The sequence below is a fragment of the Neorhizobium sp. BETTINA12A genome, from assembly GCF_023006485.1.
Lineage (GTDB): Bacteria > Pseudomonadota > Alphaproteobacteria > Rhizobiales > Rhizobiaceae > Neorhizobium.
The window spans coordinates 22,659-48,541 of sequence record NZ_JALBGW010000006.1; the positions used below are offsets into that span (position 1 = coordinate 22,659).

The following is a 25,883-nucleotide window of genomic DNA, read 5'->3' on the forward strand; positions in this document are numbered from 1 at the left end:
AACGTTCCCTTTATCGGTTGTTGTTTTTCTGTGACGCGAGGCCGAGGGCGATCCGCTCGATCCGCGTCAGGATATTTTTCAGATGGACGCGCAGCCGCTCCGCCTTGGCCGGATCATAGGCAAAGGGCAGGGCCTCTGCCGCGAGATGGGTGGACTGGGCAAGTTCCATCTGGATGGCATGGACGCCGGTTTCCGGCTTGCCGTAAAACCGTGTCGTCCAACCGCCCTTGAAGCGGCCGTTCAAGATGCTCGTGTAGCCCGAAGCCGCAGTTGCCACATCGAGCGCCGCCTGTTCGATGGCCGGGGCGCAGGTTTGGCCCATATCCGTGCCGATGTTGAAATCGGGCAGGGTGCCCTCGAACAGGAACGGAATGTGCGAGCGGATCGAGTGACAATCGTAGAGCACCGCAATGCCGTGGATGGATTTGACCCGGTCGATTTCGGCCGCAAGGGCCGCGTGATAGGGCGCATGGAAATCGCGCAGCCGCTCTCTGGTGTCGGCCTCGGTCGGCGCGGCGCCCGGTTTCCAGATGCTCTTGCCGTCGAAATCCGTCTCCGGGATCAGGCCTGTTGTGTTCTGGCCGGGATAGAGGCTGGTACCTTGCGGATCGCGGTTGGCGTCGATCACGTAGCGGTGGAACGTGGCTCGCACCGTCGTCGCATCCGCCAGAAGGCCGTCGTAGAGTTGATGGATGTGCCAGTCCGTATCGGCAAGCAGGCGACCGTTGTCGTTCAGCCGGTCCCAGATCACCGGGGGCACATCGGTTCCCGTATGCGGAAAGCCGAGAATGACGGGAGACGTGCCCTGTCTGGTTTCAAGGACAGCCATTTCACGCCTCCAGGACCGGCAGGATATCCGCTGAAACGGACGCGGCGAGCGCGCCTGAAGCGACGAGATCTGTCGCCGCCTTGAGGTCGTTTGCCATGTAGCGATCCTCTTCCAGGCTCGGAACGACGGAGCGGATGGTGGCGATCACCTTCTGAAGTTCGGGACTGGTCGTCAGCGGCTTGCGCAGTTCCACGCCCTGCGCTGCCGTCAGCGCCTCGATGCCGATGATGGTCGCAAGATTGTCGGTCATCTGCAGAAGCCGGCGCGCGCCGTGGCAGGCCATCGAAACATGGTCTTCCTGGTTGGCGGAGGTCGGCGTCGAGTCGACCGATGCCGGATGCGACATCTGCTTGTTTTCCGACATCAGCGCGGCGGATGTGACTTCCGCGATCATCAGCCCGGAATTGAGCCCCGGCTTTTTCGCAAGAAACGCCGGCAGACCGTAGGAAAGGGCCGGGTCCACGAGCAGTGCAATGCGGCGCTGGGAGATCGCGCCGATTTCGCAGACGGCAAGCGCGATCTGATCGGCGGCAAAGGCCACCGGTTCGGCGTGAAAATTTCCGCCGGAAACCACGGTGTCATCAGAAAGCACCAGCGGATTGTCGGTTACCGCATTGGCTTCGATCTCGAGCGTGCGTGCGACCGACCGCAGCAGATCGAGGCAGGCGCCGTCCACCTGCGGCTGGCAGCGGATGCAATAGGGATCCTGCACCCGTTCGTCGCCCTGCAGATGGCTTTCGCGGATGACCGAGCCCGACAATAATGCGCGCAGAGCCGCGGCAGCATCGATCTGGCCCTTGTGGCCGCGAAGCGTGTGGATATCCGGATGGAACGGTGCGGAAGAGCCCATGGCGGCGTCCGTCGACATCGCGCCGGTCACCAGCGCGGTCTGGGCGGCGCGATGAGCGCGGAACAGGCCGGCCAGCGCCAGGGCCGTCGAGGTCTGGGTGCCGTTGATCAGGGCAAGGCCTTCCTTGGCGGCAAGCACGACCGGGTTCAATCCTGCCTTCGCAAGAGCCTTGGCGGCGGGCAGCAGATTGCCTCGATAGAAGGCTTCGCCTTCGCCCATCATCACGGCCGCCATATGCGCAAGCGGCGCGAGATCGCCCGAGGCGCCGACCGAGCCTTTTTCCGGGATGAGCGGGATCACGCCGGTTTCCAGCATCGCCTCGATCAGGCGCACAAGGTCGAGCCGGACGCCGGAGGCGCCGCGGCCGAGCGAGACGAGTTTCAGCGCCATGATCAGGCGGACGATATTCTCCGCAAGCGGAGCGCCGACGCCGCAGCAATGCGACAGGATCAGATTGCGCTGGAGCGTCGCGACATCGGCGCTGTCGATCTTGATCGACGCCAGTTTTCCGAAGCCGGTGTTGATGCCGTAGACCGGCTCGTTGCCGGCCGCAATCTGGGCGATCCGCGCCGCAGCCTTCTCAATTCCTGCGTCGAACGAAGAATCGATCCGTGCCGGCGTGCCGTTCCAGTAGATGTCCTGAAGCTCGCGAAGGCTCACCGAGCCGGGTGTCAGAACAATGCTCATGCGGAAACCCTCTCGCCCTTGAAGATCCGTGCCGTCAGCGGATTGAAGCCGATGCGATAGACGAGCTCCGCCGGCCGCTCGATATCCCAGATCGCGAAGTCGGCGGATTTGCCGACCTCAAGCGTGCCGGTTTCTGCCTGAAGACCGAGTGCGCGCGCGGCCTCCCGCGTGACCCCGGCAAGACATTCCTCGACCGTCAGGCCGAACAATGTCGCGCCCATGTTCATGGTCATGAGCAGCGAGGTCAGCGGCGAGGTGCCGGGATTGCTGTCGGTCGCAAGCGCGATAGGGGTGCCGGCGTCGCGTAGTGCCTGGACGGGCGGTGCCTGCTTTTCGCGCAGCGTATAGAAGGCGCCCGGCAGCAGCACGGCGACCGTACCTGCCTGCGCCATCGCCCTGGCATCCGCCGCCGAAAGATATTCCAGATGATCGGCCGACAGTGCGCCATAGGAGGAGGCGAGGCGCGCGCCGCCGAGATCGGAAAGCTGTTCCGCATGCAGCTTGACGGGAAGGCCAAGCGCTTTCGCTTTGTCGAAAACCAGGCCGATTTCGGCCGGCGAAAAGGCGATGCCTTCGCAGAAACCGTCGACCGCATCGACGAGCCCTTGCGAATGCGCAGCCTCAAGACCCGGCAGAACCACGTCGGTGACGTAATCGCCGTTGCGGCCCTTGTAGTCCGGCGGTGTCGCGTGGGCGGCAAGCCAGCTGGTAACGATCCGCACCGGCCTGATTTCGCCCAGCCTGCGGGCGACCCGCAGCATCTTGAGTTCACCTTCGATATTCAGCGCATAGCCGGATTTGATCTCGACCGTGCAGAGGCCCTCGGCCAGAAGCGTGTCCAGCCTGCGGAGCGCTTGCTCAAGGAGCTCGTCTTCCGAGAGGGCATTGGTTGCCTTCACAGAGGAGATGATGCCGCCGCCGGCCCGTGCGATCTCCTCGTAGGTCGATCCCGCCAGGCGCATTTCGAATTCCATCGCGCGGTCGCCGCCGAATACCAGATGGGTATGGCAGTCGATCAGGGCCGGGGTGATCCACCGCCCGCCGCAATCGGTTTTGTGTTCAGATTTCTCAAAATCGGCAGGCAGGTCGGCGAGTGCGCCGACGAAAGCTATCCGCCCATCGCGCACGGCGATCGCACCGGCTTCGATTATGCCGAAACCGGATGCCGAGGGAGCAAAAGTGGCGATCCGCGCATTGTGCCAAAGCGATGCGGAGCCTGCTGCAGATTTTGAAGAATCTTCCCCATCCATAAGCTTTTCGCCTTTCCTTATGGAAGAACATGTATATACATAATAATCCGAGTGACAAGAAGAATTTTGGTCTCCGCGAGGAAAAGGGAAGGCGTCCATGGCCACGCTTCATGCGCAATTGGCTCTCCTGCCGGATGGATGGCAGCAGAATGTAAGGTTGACGATCGAGGCGGACCGACTTGCGGGAGTGGAGGTCGGCATCGAGGCGACGGCGGAAGACGAGTGTCACAAGGTTGTCGTGCCTGCGATGCCGAACCTGCACAGCCATGCCTTCCAGCGCGCCATGGCGGGCCTTACGGAAATTCGCGGTCCCGGCGACGACAGTTTCTGGAGCTGGCGGACGCTGATGTACAAGTTCGCGCTCTCGATAACGCCGGAACAGGTCGAGGCCGTTGCCTCACAGCTCTATATGGAAATGCTGGAAGCCGGCTTTTCGCGGGTGGGGGAATTCCACTATCTCCACCACGACAGGGATGGCGGCCACTACGCCAATATCGCCGAGATGGCCGAGCGCATCGGCGCGGCGAGTGCGGAGGCGGGAATCGGCCTGACCCTCCTGCCGGTTTTTTATGCCCATTCGGGCTTCGGCGGCGCGGCGCCGATCGAGGGCCAGCGCCGTTTCATCCACTCGATCGACGATTTTGCCAAGACCATGGACGGCTGCCGTCATCTGACTGCGGCCATACCCGGCGCGGAACTCGGCGTCGCGCCCCATAGCCTCCGCGCCGTCACTCCGCAGGAACTCGATGGGGTCGTGCAAATGGCAGGCGACGGCCCGGTGCATATCCACATCGCCGAACAGGTGAAGGAGGTCGAGGACTGCCTTGCCTGGTCCGGCGCCCGGCCCGTCGACTGGCTGCTTGCAAACATGCCGGTCACCGAACGCTGGTGCCTCATCCACGCAACTCACATGACCGAGGATGAAACCCGCCGCATGGCGGAAAGCGGCGCCATCGCCGGGCTTTGCCCGATCACCGAGTCCAATCTGGGCGACGGCATCTTTCCCGGCGAAGACTTCGTCGCGCAGAACGGCCGCTTCGGTATCGGTTCGGATTCGAACCTACTGATTTCCGTGGCGCAGGAGCTGCGTCAGCTCGAATATTCCCAGCGCCTTGGCCTGAAGAGGCGCAACGTCCTGGCAAAACCGGAGGGTTCGACGGGGCGGCGGTTGTTCGAGACGGCGCTTTCGGGCGGCGGAACGGCGCTTGGTGCGGCCGCCGGCTTGGCTCCGGGCAACTACGCCGATATCGTCTCGCTCGACGTCAATGACGTTCCCTATCTTGCCGCCGATCAGATTCTCGACCATTGGATATTTGCGGGCGGCATTGTCGTGGATTGCGTCTGGTCGCTTGGCCGCAAGCAGGTCGAAGGCGGGCGGCATGTCCGGCGGGACGCGATCGGCCGGCGGTTCAGGATGGTAATGCAGGAATTGCTGACACTATGACGAATGGCAAGGAAGCCACCCTCCATCATCGCATTTTGAGCGACATAGAGGGGCGGATCGTCTCCGGCGAATGGCCTCCAGGATATCGCCTGCCTTTCGAGGTCGATCTTGCCGTACAATACGGCTGCTCGCGGATGACCGCCAACAAGGTGCTGACGCATCTGGCGAGGGCTGGGCTGATCGAGCGGCGCAAGAAATCCGGCAGCTTCGTTTCGCAACCGGTGACCCAGGCCGCGGTGCTCGAAATCCATAGTATCGAGGCGGAGGTCCGCTCCCTTAAGCTTGCCTATTCCTACCGGCTTGAAAATCGGGTTCGACGCGAAGCAACCCCCCTAGACCGGCAACATCTGGAGCTTTCGGAAACGGCCTCGGTCCTCGATCTCGTCTGCCTTCACCACGCCGGCGAACGGCCGTTCTGCCTTGAGGAGCGGCTGATCAACCTGACGACCGTGCCCGAAGCGGAGAGCGAGGATTTTTCGAAGTCGGCGCCGGGGACCTGGCTCATCAGCCAGATCCCGTGGAGCACTGCGGAACATCGGATCTATGCCCAGTCGGCCGGCGCGGAGGTCGCAAAGAGGCTCGACATTTCCAGGAACGCTGCCTGTCTGGCCATCGAACGACGGACCTGGGGCAGCACCGGTCCGGTAACATTCGTGCGCTTCACCTATCCGGGCGACCGGCACGCATTGGTCGCCCGCTTCACGCCGGGCGGAGAGAACTAGGCGGCGCTACGGTACTACCCATGTCATGTGGAGCTGGAAGCGAGCCCTCAGTCCAGATCTCTCAAGACGATAGCGTTCTGCGATCTGACCGTATCTGCCGTTCCATCTCCTGAAGCCGACTAAAAGCGCGGTATCGGTGATCGTGCATTTGGCGGACCGTGCCGCCGGCAGGCCTGTAGAGCGTCGAGAGACGCGACATCGCGCTCATGGCTTCCTGCAGCGACCCGTATCGGCCAGCGGCGGCGGCTCCAAGCATCGCGCTGCCGAGCAGAACCGGTTCCTCCGTATCGGCGACAGCCACCGGCAGATTTGTCGTGTCCGCCAGGATCTGACGCACGAGGTGACTTTGCGCCGCACCGCCGCTGGCGATGATCAGGTCGAAGGCCATGCCGTTCTGCGACAGCTTGTCCAGCAGCTGCCTGAGGCCATAGCCGATGCCGCAGAGCCCGGCGACAAACAGCGAAATCAGGCTGGCAATATCGGTTTCCAGCCCGAGCCCCGCAATGACGGCGCGCGCATCGGGGTCCGCATGCGGCGATCGGTTGCCGATGAATTCGGGCAGGACGTGGACAGTGCCTGCAAGTTCGACGGCCTGGGCGAGATTTGGACACAGTCTCGTCGCTTCATGGTCGAGCCAGGCAACGAGCGAGATCCCATCGGCTTCGGCCCTGGAGCGCGCTTCAGCGGATGCCGGGTGCATCGTGACCAGGTGATCGATGGCAGCGCCGGCTGCCGACTGGCCACCTTCGGTCAGCCACAGTCCGGGGACCATTGACGAATAATACGGCCCCCATACACCATCGACAAACACGGGATTGTCGCTGGAGGCCATGGAACAGGCGGATGTCCCGAAAATATAGGCGAGCCTGTTTCGAACGTCTGCGCGGCCTTCTGGATCTTGACCGCCGAGCGTGCCGATGCCGCCCGCATGGGCGTCGATCAGGCCGGCACCGACAGGGGTTCCCGGCCTCAGGCCGAGATCGGCAGCGGCCTGTTCCGTCAGGCCGTTTGCAACCGGCGTTCCCGGATCGACGATGTCGGTGCCGATCCGCTTGAAACCCTCATCGGCCAGTTCTCCAAGGCCGATCGCCCTGAAATATGAGGCATCCCAGCGCTGCTCATGGGCGAGATAGGTCCATTTGCAGGTGACCGTGCAGGCCGACCGGCTGAGCGATCCCGTCGCGCGAAAGGTCAGATAGTCGGCGAGATCGAAGAAATGTCCGGCATCGGCAAACGATCGTGGCAGGTTGCGCTTCAGCCAGAGAAGCTTCGGCGTTTCCATCTCCGGCGAAATTTTGCCCCCCACATAACGCAGGACCTCGTGCCGCCCACCGTTGATCTCGGCCGCCTCGCCGGCGGCGCGGTGATCCATCCAGACGATGACGTTGCGGTCGGCCTCTCCCGAGGGGCTGACCGAGACCGGCTTCCCATCAGCATTGACGACGACCAGCGAGCAGGTCGCGTCGACACCTATTCCCGCAACCGCCGACAGCGGGATACGGGCAGAACCGACGGCTTCCCGGACGCTCTCGCAGACCGCCTGCCATATCTGTTCGCCGGATTGCTCGACGATATGGCCGGGCTCGTGCCAAATGGTGATCGGGTGTTTGGCGGATGCCAGTAGCGTCCCGGCCTCATCGAACACACCGGCCCGCGCGCTGCCTGTTCCCACATCGATGCCGATAAAGAAGCGGGTCATGACTAGAGATCCGTGCTGAGAGGCAAAATGACGAGATCGCGAATAGTGATGTTGCGGGGTCTCGAGAGCATGAACATCACGGCTTCGGCGACTTCCGTCGCCTCCATCAAACCTCCCGCCGCGATCGCCTCATCGAGTTTCGCCTGGGGCCAATCGCTGATCAATGCGGTGATGACAGGCCCGGGTGCGACCGCGCCGACGCGGATGCCGTGTCTGGCGACCTGGCGCCGCACGGTGTGAACGAACGCCTGCACCGCATGTTTGGAGGCGGTGTAGATCGGCTCCCAGACGACCGGCACCAGGCCGGCAATCGAGCTGGTCATGATGATGTCGCCGGTCTTGCGCTCGACCATATGCGGCAGCACGGCCTGGACGGAACGGAAGGCGGCATTGATGTTGAGATTGAGCATGCGGTCCCAGGCATCCGGGTCGCCCTCGACCACCTCTCCGCCGATATAGGCGCCGGCATTGGCGTGGAAGATATCGAGCTTGCCGAACCGGTCGAGGATGCGCGGCATCATCGTTGCGACGCTGGAGGAATCGGTCAGATCGATCGCCAGCGGAAAGGCGTTCGGCCCCAGTTCAGAGCATAGCTTATCGAGCGTATCGCCCGCCCTGTCGACAAGTGCGACGCTGACGCCTTCGGCCAACAGGGCTCGGGCGCATTCGAGGCCGATGCCCGACGCCGCACCGGTCACTGCGGCCACCTTTCCGGAAAGATCCTGTCTCATGTCGTTCCTTGCTTCAATATTATTACAGTCGGTATGGGAGCCGCGTTGGAGCCGATTGCCGTGGCCCGGCTCGGCTTGTGCTCCGATCAGTGAAATAGATGCGCAGCCTGCGGGTTGAACTGGAACTCGGCGGCATCCCCGAACGCCAGTTCGACATCCACAGGGATTGCGGCGACCACTCTCTCGTTTTCGGCGGTATCGACCGCGATAATCGTCTCGGTTCCCAGGCGCTCGACCAGCGCAATGCGCCCGCGAAGAGCTCCTTCGCCGTCCGTCGGCGGGCCAGGTTTCAGGAATTGCGGCCTGATCCCGAGCCAAGCCGGATCACCGATCGAAAAGCCTCTTCCCTTGACCGGGATGGGGGACATCGTATCGGAGGCGACGGTTGCGGTATCGCCAGCGACGGACTGCACCTTCACTGGCAGGAAATTCATCTTCGGCGCGCCGATGAAGCCCGCGACGAACTTGTTTGCCGGGTTCTTGTAGAGTTCCATCGGCGAGCCGACCTGCTGCACCAGACCACCGTCGAGCACGACGATCTTGTCGGCAAGCGTCATCGCCTCGATCTGGTCGTGGGTGACATAGATCATCGTCGCCCCCAGGTCGCGATGCAGCTTGGCAAGCTCCATGCGCATATCCACGCGAAGTGCGGCGTCAAGGTTGGAAAGCGGTTCGTCGAACAGGAAGACGCCGGGCTTGCGCACGATCGCCCTGCCGATGGCGACGCGCTGGCGCTGGCCGCCGGAAAGCTGGCTCGGCTTGCGCTCCAGCAGATGCTCCATCTTCAGGATACGGGCCGCCTCGCGCACCCGCGCATCGAGCTCGGGTTTCGGTGTCTTGTTCAGGGAAAGCCCGAAGCCCATGTTTTCGTAGACGCTCATATGCGGATAAAGCGCATAGGACTGGAACACCATGGCGATCCCGCGCTCGCGCGGCTGCACCTCGTTGCAGAGCCGGTCGCCGATATAAAGCTCGCCGCTTGATATGTCTTCGAGCCCCGCGATCATCCGCAGCAGCGTGGACTTGCCGCAGCCGGAAGGCCCGACAAACACCACGAATTCGCCGTCCTTGATATCGAGGTCGACGCCCTTGATGATATCCACGGCACCAAAACTCTTCTTGAGCCCGGCCAGACGCAAACTTGCCATGCTTCCTCACTTTCCTTGAAATCTTCGGGCGCGGCACCGTTGGACAAGCCGCCGGACCGCACCCGTCGCCCACGGTCCGCCTGTGGGCAAAACAAACGTTCCAAACCATCCCATTCCCGGCAGCGTGCACCGCCGGGCCTGCCGGTTTGCGGTCAGGCGTCTTCCAGTTCCCTTGCGCGCTCGGCACTGTCCTTGACGCGCAGATAGGCGCCCTTGGCGATCAGCTGGCGGCGAAGCTCCCTGACATCGATATCGGCGGGCGCGCGGTTACTGCGCACCGAGATCTTTGCCGCCCGCCCTGCCGCTTCGCCCATCGCCATGCAGGTCGCCATGACGCGGATCGCGCCCATCGCCTCATGGGTGGTGGAAATAGCCCGGCCGGCAACGATCAGGTTGCTGACCTTGGTCGGGATCAGCGAGCGATAGGGAATGTCGTAGCAGTCGCCGCACCAGATCAGCGTGCAGCCGTCGTCGGCAGGGCGGTGGATGTCGATCGGATAGCTGGCAACGGCAATCGAGTCGTCGAAATGGCGGCAGCCGAGCACGTCCTCCTGGTTCATCACATATTCGCCGATGATCCGGCGTGTTTCGCGGATGCCGAGGAACGGCGCCGTCTTGGTGAAATAGGCCTTCTCGAAACCGGGGACGTAGTTGATCAGGTAGGTGACGATGTCGTCGATCTGGCCGCGGGCCTCGATTTCGCCCATCGTGAGGCTGGATGCATCCGTCCCATCGACGCCCTTGACGCGGGTCATGTTGATCCAGACTTCGCCGGCCTTCAGGCCGGTGATGATGATCGTGCGTTCATTGGCGATCTTCAGGCCCATCTCGGCCTCCGCCTTGATGATCAGCTCACGCAGGCCAACCACGATGAACTGGTTGTTCTGACCGAAATATTCCGCCGGGATGAAGTCGGTGAGATAGGTGCGTGCCTGTGGCGGCTGGTTGGCGATGCTGAGGCGCAGCTTTTCGGTATCGACGCCGGCGATGCAGAACATCAGCGTCGGCGGCTGCATGCCGCCGTTTTCGTTGCCCTTCTCGCAGGGGACGCCGGCGCGATAGGCGACGTCCGCGTCACCGGTGCAGTCGATGACGACCTTGCCGAGGATCGCGCCGCGGCCGCTCTTGCTCTCGGTGATGACGCCGCGGATCATGTCTCCATCCATCACGACGCCGGCGCAGAACGTGTAGAACAACACCTCGACGCCCGCTTCCGTCAGCATTTCGAGCGCCACGGTCTTCACCGCTTCCGGTTCCACGAGCGTGATGCCCATGTGGAGCGGGCAGGGGCGGTGTTCGCTGGCGCCGTCGCGGGCCTTGAGGCGATCGATGAATTTTTGTGGCAGGCCTTCGATGATCTGGTTGCCCTTCTGGCCGAGGAAACCGAGGACCGGAAGGCCGATGGTCATGTTGCCGCCGACGAAGCTGCGGCTTTCGACAAGCCCCACCCGAAGCCCGTCTTCCGCGGCGGCGAGCGCCGACGTCAGACCGGCCGGTCCGCCGCCGATAACGAGCACGTCATATTCCGCCATGACAGGGGTTGCCCGGGCGGGCTCCTGGATCGATCGACTGCTGGTGTTCAACATTGTCCTTGTCTCTTTCGTGGATGGACCTTCAGGGTCCCGCATCAATCATGCTAATTTCGGCGATATCCGACGTCCGGGCGGTTGGCGCCCGGACGGTCTTCACAAATGTTCAGGCCTGAAGCAGGGGCTTCACGCGCGTGGCGATCGAGGCCACGGCTTCCTTGACATCCTTGCGGCCGAGGACGGCGAGCTGGACTTCCTCCAGGAAGATCGACTGGGCGCGGGCCGCTTCGGGGAAGGGCGGGAAGGCGCCGCGAGCGTTCTTCAGCACCGCGGCCTCGACGGCGGCGACCGGGCTGTTTGCGGCGAAGGACTGGTCCGCATAGGTGGAGACGCGGACGGGGCCATTGCCATTCTTGGCCATGCCGAGCGTTGCGCGCTTGCTGGAGACTTCCTTGATGAATTTCCAGGACAGGTCCTTGTCCTTGGAGTTCGCGGGGATGACCATGCCCCAGGCCTCGACGATCGAGGACATCGGCATCTTGCCCTTCAATCCTGCGGAGATCGGGAATTCGATCGCCTTGATCTTGCCGGGGAACTTGCTCTGTTCCTTGTTGTTGAGCTGCGCGAACCGGGCAAAGGGCAAGACTGTGAAGGCGGCGCGGCCCTGCTGCAGCCAGGTCACCTGGTCGTCGTTCTTGGTGGTCGCGTAGCTGCGCGGCAGGGCGCCGCCCTCGAACATCTTGCGAAGGATGGTCAGGCCCTTTTCCATGGCCTCTGGATTCGGCAGCAGTTCGAACTTGGCGTTGATGAAATCGCCGCCGAAGGCGCGGGCGAACATGACCGGGAAGACGGCGAGGTCGCTCGCCAGCACCATGCCGGCGACCGGCGTGCCGGCCTTGGAGGTGAAGGTAAGCTTCTGGGCCTGCTCCACCAGTTCTTCGAGTGTCGTCGGCGGCGCGGTGATGCCCTGCTCTTCGAGGAGCGCTTCGTTATAGAACAGGCCTTGGGTCGCGTGGCGGACCGGAATGCCGATCAGCTTGCCGTCGACGGTCATGCCCTGCACGAGGCCCGGTGCGATATCGCCGAAGTCCTCGATGGTATCCTTCTTGAGATAGGTATCGAGCGGCTCGAACATCGCGGCGATCTGCTTGGTCGGGCGATTGTCGACGATGTAACCGACATTGAAATCGGTAGCGCTGAGGCTCGCCTCGCGGAACAGGCGGTCCTGGAGCGGATTGGAATCAAACGTCGTCCAGACGACGTCGGCATCGTTGGTCGCGCGCCAGTCCTTGAGCAGGTCACCGTCGCCGGTGCCGAGCACCGTCTGGTGCACCTTGTGGCTCAGGACGTTCAGCGTCTTGCCCGCCGCAAACGACGGCCCTGCGGCGAGCATCGCCGCTCCTCCCATAGCGGTGCCTAAGAAGCCGCGCCGTGTGATGTTGGTAAGCAATTTGTCTGACATGATTTCCCTCCCTTGCAGACAGTTGAATAACCCGGGTGACTAACCCTTGGTCGCGCCGGCGGTGAGGCCGGCCACGAGATAGCGGTTCATGAAGATGACGAAGAGCAGAACCGGTATGAGCTGGACGGTGGACGCCGCAAACAGCACGCCCCAGTCGACGCCGTCGATCGATCCGATCATTTCGGAGATCACCAGCGGTGCGGTCTTGGCCTTGGTCGCGGTGAAGATGAAGGCGAACAGGAACTCATTCCAGGCAAAGACGACGACGAAGACGGCGACCGCGAGAATGCCGGGTGCCGCGAGCGGCACGATGACGCGCCTTAAGATCGTCAGCCGCTTGGCGCCATCGATCTGGGCCGCTTCGTCGAGTTCACGCGGAATCTGGTCGATGAAGGTGCGCATCAGCACCGTGCCGAGCGACACGAAGAAGGTCGCGTAAAGCACCATCAGCACGATATGCGTGTCGTTGAGGCCGATCGCGTTGATGATCGGAAACAGCGGCAGCGTCACCACGATCGGCGGAATGAGGCGCACGATGATCAGGAACATCACGCTCGCATCCAGCATCCGGCTGCTGTAGCGCGAATAGACGTAACCCGCCGCCGTGCTGGTGGTGATCGCGATGATGGTCGCGCCGGCGGTGATGATGGTGCTGTTCAGAAGTCCGGAAAAGAACACGCCCCAGCCGTTCCAGAGTTCGACATAGTGCTGCACTGTCGGCGAAAAGACGAGTTTCGGCGGCACGGCGAAAATGTCCTGGCCGGGCTTGAACGACGACATGACGAGGAAGGCGATCGGAAACAGCGACCAGACGAGGATGACCGCGACCGCGACTGTTTTTCCAAGGCCGATGGCGAGCTTGTCAGTGCGCATTGCCGGCCACCTGCTTGCGAAGGAGGAAGACATAACCGGTCGCCAGAAGCAGCGACGCGAGCACCATGATCCAGGCGGTGGCGGCCGCCGTGCCGAAGGCGTTGAAGCTGAACGCCTCCTGATAGAGATAGACCGCGACCACTTCCGTCGAACGGGCAGGCCCGCCCTGGGTCATCAGCCAGACTTCCGAGAAGATGCGGAAGGCGAAGATATAGCGGAACAGCAGCGCCACGACGATCGCCGGCCCGAGCAGCGGTATCGTCACGCGGCGGAAGGCATCGAAAGGTTTGGCGCCGTCGATGCGGGCCGCCTCGTAGAGATCCTTCGGGATCGCCAGGCGCGCCGCATAAAGAATGATGAAGGTGAAGGGCAGGTGCAGCCAGATGGTCAGCAGGCCGATCATGATCAGCGCGTGAGACGGCTCGAAGGACCAGTCGAGCATCGGCAGCCCGAGCCATGTCAGCATGGCGGTGACCGGACCGACATCCGGATCGAACAGGAAACGCCACATGGCGACGGCGATGACTTCGCTGACGGCATAGGGCGCCAGGACCGCAACAAGGAGAACGCGCCGGCACGGCAGGCCGCTTGCAAACAGCAGCGCCATTCCAAGCCCGAGCGCCAGTTCCAGATGCACGGCGAAGATGACGATGAGGACGGTGTTGCCGAGCGCCAGCAGGAAGGCCGGATCGGTCAGCACCTTGATATAGTTCTGAAGGCCCACGAAGGTCGCGGACTGCCCGAAACTGGAGGCATGCAGGCTGAGCCATACGACATAAAACGACGGTATGACGATGACGCTGAGGATCAGTATCTGTACCGGCGCCAGGAATGGCACGACCTCGGTGATCTTGTTCAAACGCAAAATGCTCCTCCCATGCGAGCGTAGTCTTTGACTGGCGTTCTTGCCCGACGCCTAGTGGATGCGGTTCGGTCGCTCCTTGACCTTGTCCGGCGTATCGGCCGCCTGTTCCTCCACAACTTTCAGAAGCCCCTCCACGGGCGGTGACACGAGGCGGCGGGTCGAATCCCGGACCTGAAGGCTGGTGTTGAGAATGCTCGGCGACGGCGCCGAGGCATCGCCCCGCATGCGTTTCTGCAGCCGCTCCCAGGCAAGGTGAGCGATCTCGTCGACCGGCTGCCGGATCGCGGTCAGCGCCGTCTTGCGGGCGCTCATCCATGTGTAGTCGTCGAAGCCGATGATCGAGACCTGGTCGGGAATGTCGATCCGCTGCCTTGCGAGCGCGGTGAGGACCGCAAGCGTGGTGACGTTGGTCAGGGCAAAGACCGCCGAAGGCAAAGGATGGCGCTCGAGCCAGTGGGCAAAGATCTCGGCGCCCCGTTCGGCATTCGAGCCGAGCGCGATCGCCACGGGCTCGCGGCCGATCATCTCGCGCGCGATCGACGTCGCGCCGCGGACACGCTCGCGGATCGGCGCGATATCGAGATGCGAGGCGGCAAGCACGATATCGGTATGGCCCATCTCGACGAGATAACGGCCGGCGATTTCTCCCGCCTCGAAATTGTCGATCGTCACCGTATCGGCGGCGGCCGACTGCGGGATGACACGGTCGACGAGCACGGTCGGCAGATGCCCAACTTCGCGGGCAAGTGCTGCCGGTATCGTATCGGAGCAGGGCACCGCGATAATGCCCGAAGGCCGCCAGCCGAGCAGCGTCTGCAGCCTGGATTCCTCCAGTTGCCGGTCGTCTCGCGAGCTCGCGACGATGACGTCGTAACCGTCCTTCAGCGCCATCACCTCGATGCGCGAGATGAGCGAAGTGAAGAAGGTGTCGTCGAGATCAGGAACGAGAACGCCGACCACCCGGGCTTTGCCGGATTTCAGCTGCGAGGCCGCGCGGTCGATCTGGAAGGAAAGGTCCTTGGCAGCCTGCTCGACCTTCTCGCGCAGATCGTCGTTCACCGGCTTGCGGCCGCTGAAGACGTTCGACACGGTGGCGATCGAAACGCCTGCACGTTCGGCGACTTCCTTGAGCGTTGCACGTTTGCGGGACACCGCAGCCTCACTGTTAAACGTTTTACCGTTAAACGTTTAACACCTCTTGCCGGATAAGCAAGCGGAAATGCGCGCTGAGTGTTTGCCGGAAATAATTATGCCAAAGGTTGCAAGCTCGCGGCCGGCTCGTCGATCGTCTGGATCGCATCATAGGCGGCAAGCACCGTCTCCATCTGCGCCGTGTGCCCCTGGATGAATGCCGGTCCGTAGATGGTCTCATCCGGATATTCGGTGATCAGCGTCAGCGGAACCGTGTGGCGGTCATCGATCGAGATCAGGCAGGGGAAGCCGTTGATGATGCGGAAACCGGTCTCGCCGGCATGGGTTTCGAAAAGCCTGATCTGGGCCGCGTTATAGGCGACGAGGCCGGGAATGGCGGCGAGGTGGCGGCTGACGCGGTCGATCAGGATTTCCGCCTGCGCCGTCCATTCGGCGTGATGGCGCATGATGAGGAAAAAGCCCTTCGGCACCGTCCACATGGCGAATGTGCGCGGCACGTAACCGGAGAGCGGCCGCGTCCATTCATGCGAGGGATAACCGTGCAGGTTGACGTGCAGCTTGGCGCCGCTCAGGCTTTCCGCCTCGATGCGGATCGCCTTTTCGAACAAATCCTTGCCCGAGCGGTATTCGAGATCGTCGCCGAGCGCGGTGTAGCGCGCCGCATGATGCATGTGCAGCGGGTTGTCAGTGCGAAGGCGCCAATGCACCTGATAACCGTCGGGATTTTCGAGCGGGGATATGACGAAATGCGAATTTGGCCGTGAGTGAAGCGTCTGCGCCGCGCGCAGTGCGCCGACGATGCCGGTCGTCTCGTTTGCATGCTGGCCACCGCTGATCATGACCGGCTTGTCAGCGCCTGAGTGATAACGAGCTTCGACAGCGCGGCCGCTCCGCGAGCGGGCTTCGAAGGCGACGCCATCGATTGCCGCGAGTTCCTTGCGGATCTGGGCCACGGAGACCGGCGACACGGCTGAAGCGAGACGCTGCGGCTCGGTCACCGCCTCGGAAGCCCACAGCGGCCGCGTTTCGACGCGGACGGAGAGGGTCTCACCGTCGCGGATTTCCGGGATGATCTGGCCCGGCTGCAGGCCGCGGTCGCCGATCGGACGGCCGGATTTCTTCTGGAAGACTTCGAGAAGCGAGAAATAGAAATCCTCGTGCAGCGCCTCGCGCAGACTGACGACCTCCTCGCCGACGGGCAGACGCCTGTCTTCGGCAGGCAGGGTGACGGTGATGTTGAGCTCGTCGAAATAAGGCTCCGTCGCCCCCCAATCATGCGCCGCGACGGCTTCGACGGCTGAGGAGAACAGCAGTTCGTAGTCGGTCTCCAGCCGTTCGCCGGCCCGGCCGTCGACGCGTAGCCAGCCGGTCGGCGACAGCAATGTTTCGCCGATGAAATCCGTGTGGAGCCGGTTCGGTGCGAAAACTTTATGGGTTTCGATGCTGCCGTCCTTTGCGGTCAGCGTCAAAGCGTAAAAGGCATCTTCGACCCCCGCTTCGAAGGTCAGCCGCGCTTCGTTTACAAGACCGGCCAGAGGATAGGCCTCGAGCAGGAAACGGTTTTTCGGGCAGGCCGTGTGAACCGGATAAACAATGTGCAGGGCAGAGAGGTTGTCGAGATCGACCTCTTCGAGGAGGAAATGCAACAGGGGCTTATAGGCGCTGCGGAACTTTGCCTCGACGCCGGTGGCGGCCAGCTTCGCTTCGGCCTGCCTGCGGGTCTTTTCGTCGTCGAACACCCAGGCTTCGATCCTGGTACCCTTGGCGCCGGAAAAGCGCGCGATGAGGATGTCGAGCGTGCGCTCGACCTGCTGTTCGTGGATCAGTGTCATGCGGAGGTTCTGCCTGTGGGATCGAGACTGTCGCGTAGCCAGTCGCCGAGGAGGTTGAGGCCAAGGACGGTGAGAAGGATGGCAAGGCCCGGGAAAACGCTGACCCACCAGGCGGTCTGCAGATAGGTGCGGCCTTCGGCGAGCATGCCGCCCCAGCTCGGGATGGTCGGGTCGATGCCGAGGCCGAGGAAGGTGAGGCTCGATTCGAGCAGGATGTTGGTGGCGACGTTGAGCGTCATCAGCACGATGACCGGGCCGATCAGGTTGGGCAGCAGGTGCTGGACGATGATGCGCCAGTTCTTGACCCCGATCGCACGCGCCGAAAGGATGAACTCCCGCTCGCGCAGGGTCAGCACGGAACCCCGCACCAGGCGGGCATATTGCACCCATTGCGAGACGATCAGCAGGATGATGGTGTTCGCCAACCCGCCGCCGACGATGGCGATGAAGGTAATGGCGAGCAGGATGAAGGGGAGCGCCAGCTGGATGTCGGCAAAACGCATGACCAGCATGTCCCAGATACCACGGTAATAACCGGCGATCAGGCCCATGAAGACACCGAAAACGACGCCGCCGGCAACCGATACGAAGCCGACCAGCAGCGAGATCTTGCCGCCGGCCATGACACGGGCGAGGACGTCGCGCCCGAGCGGATCGGTGCCGAAGACATGCGCAGGCCTCACGAACGGCGGAACGAGGCGCGACATCAGGTCGATCTTTTCGGCGCCGCCGGGAAAGATCACGCCGGAGAAGATGACGGCAAGACCGATGACGCCGACCAGCAGGGCGCCGAGGACGAATTCGAGCTTCAGGAAATTCGAGGAAGCAGTGCGCGAGGCCATGGCTCTCACTCCGTCCGGATGCGGGGATCGACGAGGCCGTAGGCAATGTCGACGAGGAGGTTGATGCCGATGATCATTAGCGACAGGACGGTGATGACCGCCTGCAGCACCGGATAGTCCCGGGCGCCGACGGCATCGAAGGCGAGCGTGCCGAGGCCCGGCCAGTTGAAGACGCGCTCGACGACGACGATGCCGCCCAACAGGCCGCCGAACTGCAGGCCGAAATAGGTGATCAGCGGAATGGCGCAGTTGCGGAGTGCATGTTTATAAAGCACGGCGTTTTCGCTGAGCCCCTTGGCGCGGGCGACCATGATATATTGCGAGCGCAGCGTCTCCAGCATGGTGGTGCGCACCAGGCGGACATTGGTCGCCGTCAGGATGATGCCCATGGTGACGGCCGGCAGGATGAAGCTTTCAAATCCGTCCATGCCGCTCGGCGGCAACAGCGGCAGCGCGATCGCAAACAGCAGGACGAGCATCGTCGCCAGCCAGAAATTCGGAAACGACAGGCCGACGAGCGACAGGATGCGGATCAGCTGGTCGGCCCATTTGCCACGCGCGGTGGCGGCCTTGATGCCGAGCGGAATGGAGATCACGATCGAGACGAACAGCGAGGTGAAAGCGAGCGCCAGCGTCGCCGGCAGCGCCTTGCCGATCAGCAGCGACACCGGCGTGCCGCCCAGAAAACTCTTGCCGAAATCGAGCGTGAAGATGCCCTTCAGGAAATTCAGGTACTGAACGAAGAACGGTTCGTTGAGGCCGAGACCCTCGCGGATGCGCACGAGATCGGCCTCGGTGACGCTGCCGGCGCCTTGCGTCAGCATCAGCGCCGGGTCACCGGTGAGGCGGATCGCGAAAGCGACCGTCAGCGTCACGGCAATCACGACGAAAACCGCCTGCAGAAGGCGTTTTACCAGGAATGCGGCCAATTCTCTCGTTCCCTTGTTTTCTTGTCGGAGCCGCCGCCTCCGATTGGAAGGCGGCGGCTCGCGAAGTCTTAGTCGACGGTGACGTCGGTGAACTTCAAACGGCTGTCCGGCACCGGCGTAAAGTTCTTCACGCGCTTATTGATGCCGAAGATGGCGTTCAAGTTGTAGAGCGGCATTTCCAGCGCCCGGTCGGCAGCGTAATGGGCGATTTCCTGCAGAACCTTCTCGCGCTCGGCGACATTGGTGATGGTGCGCTGCTTGGCGAGCAGTTCGTCCATCTTCGGGTCGCTGTCGTAGGGGTTCCACTTTTCGCCGGTGTGGTACATCGCGACGGCCGTGTTGTCGTAGTCGAGCGTCCAGCCGCCCCAGGACTGTTGGAACATCGCACCGGTCTTGCCGCCCGGGATGATGTCGTTCAAGAGAACGTTGGTCTCATAGGGCTTGATCGTTGCGGTGATGCCGATCGTCTGCAGATAGGCGGAGATCGCCTGGGCGACTTCGATGAAGGTCGCTTCGTTGCCGCGAAGGTCGATCTGCAAGGATGCGCCCGGCGCGACGCCGGCTTCCTTGAGGAGCGCCTGTGCCTTGACCGGATCGTAGGGGAGCGGCTTCATGGCCTTATCGAAGCCGAAGGACAGCGGTCCCTGGAAGCTTGCGATCGGCTGTGCCTGGCCGCCGAGGATCGACTTGATGATTGCGTCGCGATCGACGCCCATGATCAGCGCCTGGCGAACCTTCGGATCCTTGGTGATGCCGTCGCGGGTGTTGAAGCGCAGTGCATAGACCGTCGGGCCGGGCGAAGTGACTACGGCGAGCTTGGCATTGCCCTGGATGGTCGGGATCATGCCAATCGGAATGGTCGGCGGGATGACGAGATCGACACGGCCGGCCTGGAGTTCGGCAACCGCTGTCGCCGGCTCGGAAATGAACTTGTATTCCAGATCCGAAATTTTCGGCGCGCCGCCGAAATAGTCCGGGTTGGCGGAAAGCACGATGTTCACCTTCGGCTCGTAGGAGACGAATTTGAAGGCGCCGGTGCCGACTGGATGGGCGTTGAAATAGGCGTCGCCCTTTTCGGCGATGTATTTCGGCGGCACGATCATCGCGCCGTAACCGGCGAGCTTCGTCAGGATGACCGGATCGGCCACCTTCAGCTTCATGTCGATCGTGGTGGCATCGATAACGTCGACGCTGCCGATCGAATTGTAGTTGGACTGCTGCGGCCCCTTGGCGCCTTCGGCGCCGAGCAGGCGGTCGAAGGTGAATTTGACGGCATTGGCGTCGAAGGCCTCGCCATTGTGGAATTTCAAGCCTTCACGTAGCTTGAAGCGGATGCGCATACCATTGTCGAGCACTTCCCAGGAGGTCGCAAGGCCCGGGACGAGCTTAAGGTCGGGGCCGCGATAGGTAAGGCCGTCGAAGATGTTGGTCGAGACCGAGGCCCAGTTGACCAGGAATGTGTCGATCGGATCCCAGCTGCCCGGATCCTGCGGCGAAGACACGGTCAGCTTGCCGGCGGCGAGAGCCGAGACCGGCGCGAACGCCGTGCCTGCGAGCGCCATCGCCACGAATGCCGTCCGCAAACCCCTCTGTATTTTTATCATCGTTTTTGCTCCTGTTGAAAAACCGAATGTCAAATCGTCATGCACCGCGCGCCACGAAATGGCCTGGCGCGATTTCCTCCCGGGCGAGAAGCACCGGTTCGTTTCCGACCGCCCGGACCGGGCTTGGAATGTCTCCCTCGATCATCGCCAGCGGCTTGCGACGGCGCGGATCGGCGACCGGCACTGCCGAAAGAAGCCGCCGCGTATAGTCATGCGTCGGCGTTTCGAAGATCTGGCGGCGATTGCCGAATTCCATGATCTGGCCAAGATAAAGCACTGCCACCCGATGGCTCATCTTTTCGACCACGGCCATGTCGTGGCTGATGAAGAGATAGGCGAGGCCGCGCTCTTCCTGCAGGTCCATGAAAAGGTTGATGATCTGCGCCTGGATCGAGACGTCGAGCGCCGAAAGCGCCTCGTCGGCAATGATCAGCTTCGGCTTGGAGGCGAGCGCCCGGGCGATGCAGACACGCTGGCGCTGGCCGCCGGAAAATTCGTGCGGATAACGGCGGGCGTGCGCGGAGGTGAGGCCGACCCGCTCGAGCAGCGCATCGACGGTTTTTGCGATCTCCTTCTCACTGTCGAGAAGGCCGTGGGTGCGGATCGGCTCGGCGATCGAGAAACCGACCGTCTTGCGCGGATCGAGCGAGGCGAACGGATCCTGGAAGATATATTGTACGTCCCGGCGCAGGTTGTGCCGTTCCGCCATGGTCATTGCCGAGAGCGGCTTGCCCGAAAAGGTGATATTGCCGGCCGTTGCCTTCTGAAGCTGCTGGATGGTGCGGCCGATCGTCGACTTGCCCGATCCGGATTCGCCGACCAGCGCCAGCGTCTCTCCCGGATGGATGTCGAAGGAGACCTTTTCCACAGCGTGGACGCGGTGGGTGACCTTGCCGAGCAGCCCCTTCTTGATGTCGAAACGAACCACGAGATCGCGCACCGATAGCAGAGGGTCGGCATCGTAGCGGGCGGTATCCTGGATGCGTTCGACGCCTGAAAGCTTCGGCTCTCCATCTTCGAGCACGGTCAGTGGCAGGCGCTTCGGAAACTCCTCGCCGGTCATGCTGCCGAGCTTCGGCACGGCCGCGAGCAGCGTGCGGGTGTAGGTATTGGTGGGCTTCTCGAAAATGTCGAGTGCCTTGCCCTTTTCCACCGCCTTGCCCTTCCACATCACCACCACGTCGTCTGCCATCTCGGCGACGACGCCCATGTCATGGGTGATGAAGATGACGGCGGCACCAAGTTCTTTCTGCAGGTCGCGCAGGATATTGAGGATCTGCGCCTGGATGGTGACGTCGAGCGCGGTGGTCGGCTCGTCGGCGATCAGCAGCCTGGGCCGGCAGGCAAGTGCCATGGCGATCATCACGCGCTGGCGCATGCCACCGGAAAGCTGGTGCGGATAACGGGTCAGCAGTTCCGCCGCATCCGGCAGGCGGACCATGTCGAGAAGCCGCTTCGCCTCGGCGAGCGCCGCGCTGTTCGACTTACCCTCGTGCAGCTTCAGGATTTCGGCCACCTGATCGCCGATCGTGAAGACCGGGTTCAGCGAGGTCATCGGCTCCTGGAAGATCATCGAGATCTCCTTGCCGCGAATGCTGCGCATCTTCTTCTGGTCGAGTTTCAGGAGATCGATCTCGCCGCCTGATGTCTGGAACAGGATGCGCCCGGTCGGGTAGTTGGCGCCGAGCATGTCCGCAAGCCGCATGATCGACAGCGAGGTCACCGACTTGCCCGAACCGGACTCGCCGACGATCGCGACGGTCTGGCCGGCCGAAACGGAAAAGCTCAGGTTCTCGATGACGCGCGAGGCGCCGAACTCGACCGAAAGGTCATCCACGGCCAGAAGCGGGGTGGGGGCGGTTGGCGTCACTCGGGGAGCTCCTACCAGATAATGGCGGCGCAGGCCGCTCGAATGAGGGCGTCGACAGGGGGACCCACAAGATGCGCATGACCTTCGGCACGGCAGCTGTTGGCAGCCACGCTCACCGTCATCTGCCTGCTCTCCCATGTATGGCGGCCCCGAATTTCTTTCGGTTTTTCCGTCACCTGCCTCACCCTTGCCTTGATAAGAATATGTCATCACTTTGTCGACATTTTGTCAACGGCGCAATAGGCTGATTTTGGCCGGTCTAGGTGGCGGTGTTCAGGGAGCGGGAAAATGCAAATCCTGCCTTACCAAAGACCGCGGCCTGTGGTTGAATTTCGCAAAGGGAGGAAACATGAAAATCACCAAGCTTGAAACTGTGCGCGTCGCAGAGCGTGCGAACCTGTTGTGGGTCCTTGTCCACACCGACGAGGGTATTACAGGCCTCGGCGAAACCTTTTTCGGCGCCGAGACCGTGGAGAGCTACATCCACGAATATGTGGCTCCGCGGGTCATCGGCCGTGATCCGCTGCAGATCGACCTTCTGGCGCAGGAACTGGTCGGTTATATCGGGTTTCGCTCTTCGGGAGCGGAAGTGCGGGGCAATTCGGCGTTCGATATCGCCCTCTGGGACATTTTCGGAAAAGTCACGGACCAGCCGATCGCCCAACTGCTCGGAGGCTTCAGCCGTAGGGAAATCCGCACCTACAATACCTGCGCCGGCACGGAATATATCAAGAAGGCCACCGGCCAGGCGACCGCGAACTACGGTCTGACCGGCGGCACAGCTTACGACGATTTGAACGGCTTTCTGCATCGTGCCGACGAACTGGCCTTGTCGCTGCTCGAGGAGGGCATCACGGCGATGAAGATCTGGCCGTTCGACGCGGCTGCGGAAAGGACGAAGGGCCAGTATATCTCGATGCCGGACCTGAAGCTTGCGCTTCAGCCTTTCGAGAAGATCCGCAAGGCCGTTGGCGACAGGATGGATATCATGGTCGAGTTCCATTCCATGTGGCAGCTCCTGCCGGCCATGCAGATCGCCAAGGCCCTGACCCCTTACCAGACCTTCTGGCATGAAGATCCGATCAAGATGGACAGCCTGTCGAGCCTCAAGCGTTACGCGGAAGTATCGCCGGCGCCGATCTCGGCCTCCGAGACGCTCGCGACCCGCTGGGGATTTCGCGATTACCTGGAAACCGGCGTCGCCGGCATCGTCATGCTCGACATTTCCTGGTGCGGCGGCTTGTCGGAAGCCCGCAAGATCGCGTCCATGGCGGAAGCCTGGCATCTGCCGGTCGCGCCGCATGACTGCACGGGCCCGGTGGTTCTCTGCGCATCGACCCATCTGTCCCTCAATGCACCGAATGCACTGGTGCAGGAAAGCGTGCGCGCGTTCTACAGGACGTGGTATCGCGATCTGGTGACGGCGCTGCCGGAGGTGAAGAACGGCATGATTACTGTTCCGCCAGGTCCGGGTCTTGGGCTGGAGCTCAACCCTGAGCTCGATCGTGCCTTCACCGTCAGCCGGCGGACGTCCGACGCCTCCATTTTCTAAGGTGCGACTGAAATGACGATATCCTCGGCGACCATGCTCAGAACCGCGAGCATGACCGGCCCGATGCTGATGCTTCTCGGCATGTTGATGTTTGCCTTGAACGACGCCATGGGCAAATGGCTCGTCGCGAATTATGGGCTCGGTCAGGTTGTCCTGATCCGCAGCCTTGCGGCGCTGATCATCCTGGTGCCGATGGTCTGGAAGGCGGGTTTCGGCAATCTGCTGACCGTCGAACGGCCCGGCATGCAGTTCTTCCGCGTGGCGTTTTCGACGGCTGAAGTGTTCAGCTTCTATTATGCGGTCATGTATCTGCCGCTCGCCGACGTCATGACCTATTGGCTGGCGGCGCCGATCTATGTCGCGGCGTGCTCGCCCTTTCTGCTTGGCGAGAAAGTCGGCTGGCGACGCTGGACGGCGATTGCCGTCGGTTTCGTCGGCGTCATCATCACGCTCGAACCTTCGAGCGCCATGTTCAGCATGCCGGCGGTCATTTCGATCGTCGGCAGCGCCGCGTTTGCCTTCATGCTGATTTCCGGCCGTTTCCTGCGCGGTACGCCGGATAGTGCGCTGGTGTTTTTCCAGGTCGTGGGCGCCGGCATCGCCGGCCTCGCCTTCGCGCCGATGAACTGGTCGCCGATCGCGTCGAACCGCGACCTTCTTCTGCTCGGACTGCTCGGCATCGTCGCCATGGCGGCGCATATGCTGGTCAACCGCGCCCTCAAGATCTCCGATGCTGCGACCGTCGCGCCGCTTCAATATACGCTGCTGCTCTGGGCGGTGATCTTCGGCTGGATGTTTTTCGGCGATATGCCGCGGCTCGGCATGATGGTCGGGGCGGCCCTGATCGTCGCTTCCGGCCTCTTCATCTTCATCCGCGAACAGATGCTCAAGAAGCGGCAGAGCGTGCTTCCCGCCATTCCCGAATAGAGAAAGCCCGCGATCGCTCGCGGGCTTTCCCAAATGGTCGCTGTCGCGCGAAGCCTTCGGCTTACTTCTTGCGGACTTCCTTGAGCTCGGCGACAATGTTGTCGACCACCTCGGCGCCGATTTCAGCCTTGTGCTTCTCATAGACGACCGCGGACTTTTCGCGGATGCGCTGCTGCTCTTCCGGCGACAGCGTGTTGACCTGCAGGCCGGCCGCCTTGATCTTCTCGAGCGACTTCTTGTTCAAATCGCCGATCACCTGGCGCTCCACGTCGCGTCCGACGACTGCGCAAGTGCGCAAGGCTGCCTGCTCGTCCGGCGCATAGGTGTTGAATATCGCCTTGGAGAACAGGAAGAGGAATGGGGTGTAGGCGTGGTTCGTCTCCGTGACATATTTCTGCACTTCGAAGAACTTCGACGTGTCGATCGTCACGTAGGGATTTTCCTGCGCATCGATCGCCTTGGTTTCGAGAGCCGAGAAGACTTCGCCGAAAGCCATCGGGGTGGCGTTGGCGCCGAGGTTCTGGAAGGTATCGAGGAAGATGTTGTTCTGCATGACGCGAACCTTCATCCCGGAGAAGTCTTCCCACTTGGTGACGGGGCGAACCGAGTTCGACAGGTTGCGGAAGCCGTTTTCCCAATAGGCGAGGTTGACGAGACCGGCAGCGTCGAGCTTCTGGTTCATCATGTCGCCGAACTTGCCGTCGAGGACCTTGTAGGCTTCCTGGGCGTTGCCGAAGAGGAAGGGCAGGTCGAACACGCCGAGGGCGGGGACGATGCCGACCAGCGGCGACGACGACGTCACCACGGCTTCCTGGACGCCGGAACGCAGCGCCTGGGTGGCCTGCAGATCGCCGCCGAGTGCGCCGCCCCAGAAGGCGGTCAACTTCATCTTGCCGCCAGACTTCTCGTCCAGGCATTTCTGCATCGCATTGATGCCGTTTCCAACCGGATGATCGGCATTGATGCCGTTCGAGACGCGGATGTTGCGCGCCTTGAATTCGGCAAAGGCCGGTACGGCCGACGCGCAGGCGATGGCAAGGGCGGTGGTCGTCAGTAACAGTTTTCTCATATTATCCTCCCATGGAT

Annotated in this window: 21 protein-coding genes; 4 read left to right on the forward strand and 17 right to left on the reverse strand. The window is 62.4% G+C overall.

Annotation, left to right across the window (positions count from 1 at the left end; all coding sequences use genetic code 11):
* Positions 1–10: 10 nt before the first annotated feature.
* Genes hutG through hutI form a run of 3 tightly spaced genes read right to left on the reverse strand, consistent with a single transcriptional unit; the run spans position 11 to position 3,616 of the window.
* Positions 11–829 (reverse strand): N-formylglutamate deformylase, encoded by an 819-nt coding sequence (gene hutG, locus MOV61_RS03190; protein ID WP_247135514.1) that lies wholly within the window; start codon positions 827–829, stop codon positions 11–13.
* Between the two features lies 1 nt (position 830).
* Positions 831–2,366 carry a histidine ammonia-lyase gene (gene hutH / locus MOV61_RS03195; protein WP_247135515.1) on the reverse strand — a complete coding sequence of 512 codons (1,536 nt, stop codon included), beginning with the start codon at positions 2,364–2,366 and terminating at the stop codon, positions 831–833.
* Positions 2,363–3,616, reverse strand: coding sequence for an imidazolonepropionase (hutI, locus tag MOV61_RS03200; protein WP_247135516.1), 1,254 nt, complete (start codon positions 3,614–3,616; stop codon positions 2,363–2,365). The genes hutH and hutI overlap by 4 nt, the downstream gene beginning before the upstream one ends.
* Before the next feature lie 97 nt (positions 3,617–3,713).
* Here hutI and MOV61_RS03205 point away from each other — a divergent pair, with 97 nt between their 5' ends.
* Both MOV61_RS03205 and hutC read left to right on the forward strand, forming a co-directional pair.
* The gene (locus tag MOV61_RS03205; protein ID WP_247135517.1) at positions 3,714–5,060 is read left to right on the forward strand and encodes a formimidoylglutamate deiminase; all 1,347 of its coding nucleotides are present in this window, start codon (positions 3,714–3,716) and stop codon (positions 5,058–5,060) included.
* Entirely contained in the window at positions 5,057–5,782 is a 726-nt protein-coding gene (gene hutC / locus MOV61_RS03210) for a histidine utilization repressor (protein WP_247135518.1), read from the forward strand. The genes MOV61_RS03205 and hutC overlap by 4 nt, the downstream gene beginning before the upstream one ends.
* A 61-nt stretch (positions 5,783–5,843) precedes the next feature.
* On the opposite strand, the gene MOV61_RS03215 is transcribed toward hutC, so the two are convergent.
* The 13 genes from MOV61_RS03215 to MOV61_RS03275 all read right to left on the reverse strand — a co-directional run bounded on the left by MOV61_RS03215 (position 5,844) and on the right by MOV61_RS03275 (position 22,318).
* Positions 5,844–7,481: an FGGY-family carbohydrate kinase gene (locus MOV61_RS03215; RefSeq protein WP_247135519.1), complete on the reverse strand. Its 1,638-nt coding sequence runs from the start codon at positions 7,479–7,481 to the stop codon at positions 5,844–5,846.
* 2 nt (positions 7,482–7,483) lie between these two features.
* Positions 7,484–8,212 carry an SDR family oxidoreductase gene (locus tag MOV61_RS03220; RefSeq protein ID WP_247031375.1) on the reverse strand — a complete coding sequence of 243 codons (729 nt, stop codon included), beginning with the start codon at positions 8,210–8,212 and terminating at the stop codon, positions 7,484–7,486.
* A gap of 86 nt (positions 8,213–8,298) precedes the next feature.
* Positions 8,299–9,360: an ABC transporter ATP-binding protein gene (locus tag MOV61_RS03225; RefSeq protein WP_247135520.1), complete on the reverse strand. Its 1,062-nt coding sequence runs from the start codon at positions 9,358–9,360 to the stop codon at positions 8,299–8,301.
* Between the two features lie 152 nt (positions 9,361–9,512).
* On the reverse strand, positions 9,513–10,946 hold the full coding sequence (locus MOV61_RS03230) for an FAD-dependent oxidoreductase (protein ID WP_309493642.1): 1,434 nt from the start codon (positions 10,944–10,946) through the stop codon (positions 9,513–9,515).
* Positions 10,947–11,055: 109 nt separating this feature from the next.
* A complete protein-coding gene (locus MOV61_RS03235; RefSeq protein ID WP_247135524.1) occupies positions 11,056–12,351 on the reverse strand; it encodes an extracellular solute-binding protein in 1,296 nt (431 codons plus the stop codon).
* Between the two features lie 39 nt (positions 12,352–12,390).
* Positions 12,391–13,224, reverse strand: a complete 834-nt coding sequence (locus MOV61_RS03240; RefSeq protein WP_040124357.1) for a carbohydrate ABC transporter permease — start codon at positions 13,222–13,224, stop codon at positions 12,391–12,393.
* Positions 13,214–14,083, reverse strand: a complete 870-nt coding sequence (locus MOV61_RS03245) for a carbohydrate ABC transporter permease (RefSeq protein ID WP_244447595.1) — start codon at positions 14,081–14,083, stop codon at positions 13,214–13,216. Before MOV61_RS03245 ends, MOV61_RS03240 begins: the two co-directional genes overlap by 11 nt.
* Before the next feature lie 57 nt (positions 14,084–14,140).
* Positions 14,141–15,241 (reverse strand): LacI family DNA-binding transcriptional regulator, encoded by a 1,101-nt coding sequence (locus MOV61_RS03250; protein WP_247135525.1) that lies wholly within the window; start codon positions 15,239–15,241, stop codon positions 14,141–14,143.
* A 95-nt stretch (positions 15,242–15,336) separates the two neighbouring features.
* Positions 15,337–17,073, reverse strand: coding sequence for a M14 family zinc carboxypeptidase (locus tag MOV61_RS03255; protein ID WP_247135526.1), 1,737 nt, complete (start codon positions 17,071–17,073; stop codon positions 15,337–15,339).
* Positions 17,070–17,915, reverse strand: coding sequence for an ABC transporter permease (locus MOV61_RS03260; RefSeq protein WP_247135528.1), 846 nt, complete (start codon positions 17,913–17,915; stop codon positions 17,070–17,072). The genes MOV61_RS03255 and MOV61_RS03260 overlap by 4 nt, the downstream gene beginning before the upstream one ends.
* Positions 17,916–17,920: 5 nt before the next feature.
* On the reverse strand, positions 17,921–18,844 hold the full coding sequence (locus MOV61_RS03265) for an ABC transporter permease (protein ID WP_247135530.1): 924 nt from the start codon (positions 18,842–18,844) through the stop codon (positions 17,921–17,923).
* Between the two features lie 68 nt (positions 18,845–18,912).
* A complete protein-coding gene (locus MOV61_RS03270) occupies positions 18,913–20,448 on the reverse strand; it encodes an ABC transporter substrate-binding protein (RefSeq protein WP_247135531.1) in 1,536 nt (511 codons plus the stop codon).
* A 37-nt stretch (positions 20,449–20,485) separates the two neighbouring features.
* Positions 20,486–22,318 carry a dipeptide ABC transporter ATP-binding protein gene (locus MOV61_RS03275; protein WP_247135533.1) on the reverse strand — a complete coding sequence of 611 codons (1,833 nt, stop codon included), beginning with the start codon at positions 22,316–22,318 and terminating at the stop codon, positions 20,486–20,488.
* A 349-nt stretch (positions 22,319–22,667) separates the two neighbouring features.
* Between MOV61_RS03275 and MOV61_RS03280 the strand changes: the two genes are divergently transcribed.
* Together MOV61_RS03280 and MOV61_RS03285 are read left to right on the forward strand one after the other, a co-directional pair.
* Positions 22,668–23,870 (forward strand): mandelate racemase/muconate lactonizing enzyme family protein, encoded by a 1,203-nt coding sequence (locus tag MOV61_RS03280; protein WP_247135535.1) that lies wholly within the window; start codon positions 22,668–22,670, stop codon positions 23,868–23,870.
* A 33-nt stretch (positions 23,871–23,903) separates the two neighbouring features.
* The gene (locus tag MOV61_RS03285) at positions 23,904–24,797 is read left to right on the forward strand and encodes a DMT family transporter (RefSeq protein WP_247135576.1); all 894 of its coding nucleotides are present in this window, start codon (positions 23,904–23,906) and stop codon (positions 24,795–24,797) included.
* A gap of 61 nt (positions 24,798–24,858) precedes the next feature.
* On the opposite strand, the gene MOV61_RS03290 is transcribed toward MOV61_RS03285, so the two are convergent.
* Entirely contained in the window at positions 24,859–25,866 is a 1,008-nt protein-coding gene (locus tag MOV61_RS03290) for a TRAP transporter substrate-binding protein (protein ID WP_247135536.1), read from the reverse strand.
* Between the last annotated feature and the right edge of the window lie 17 nt (positions 25,867–25,883).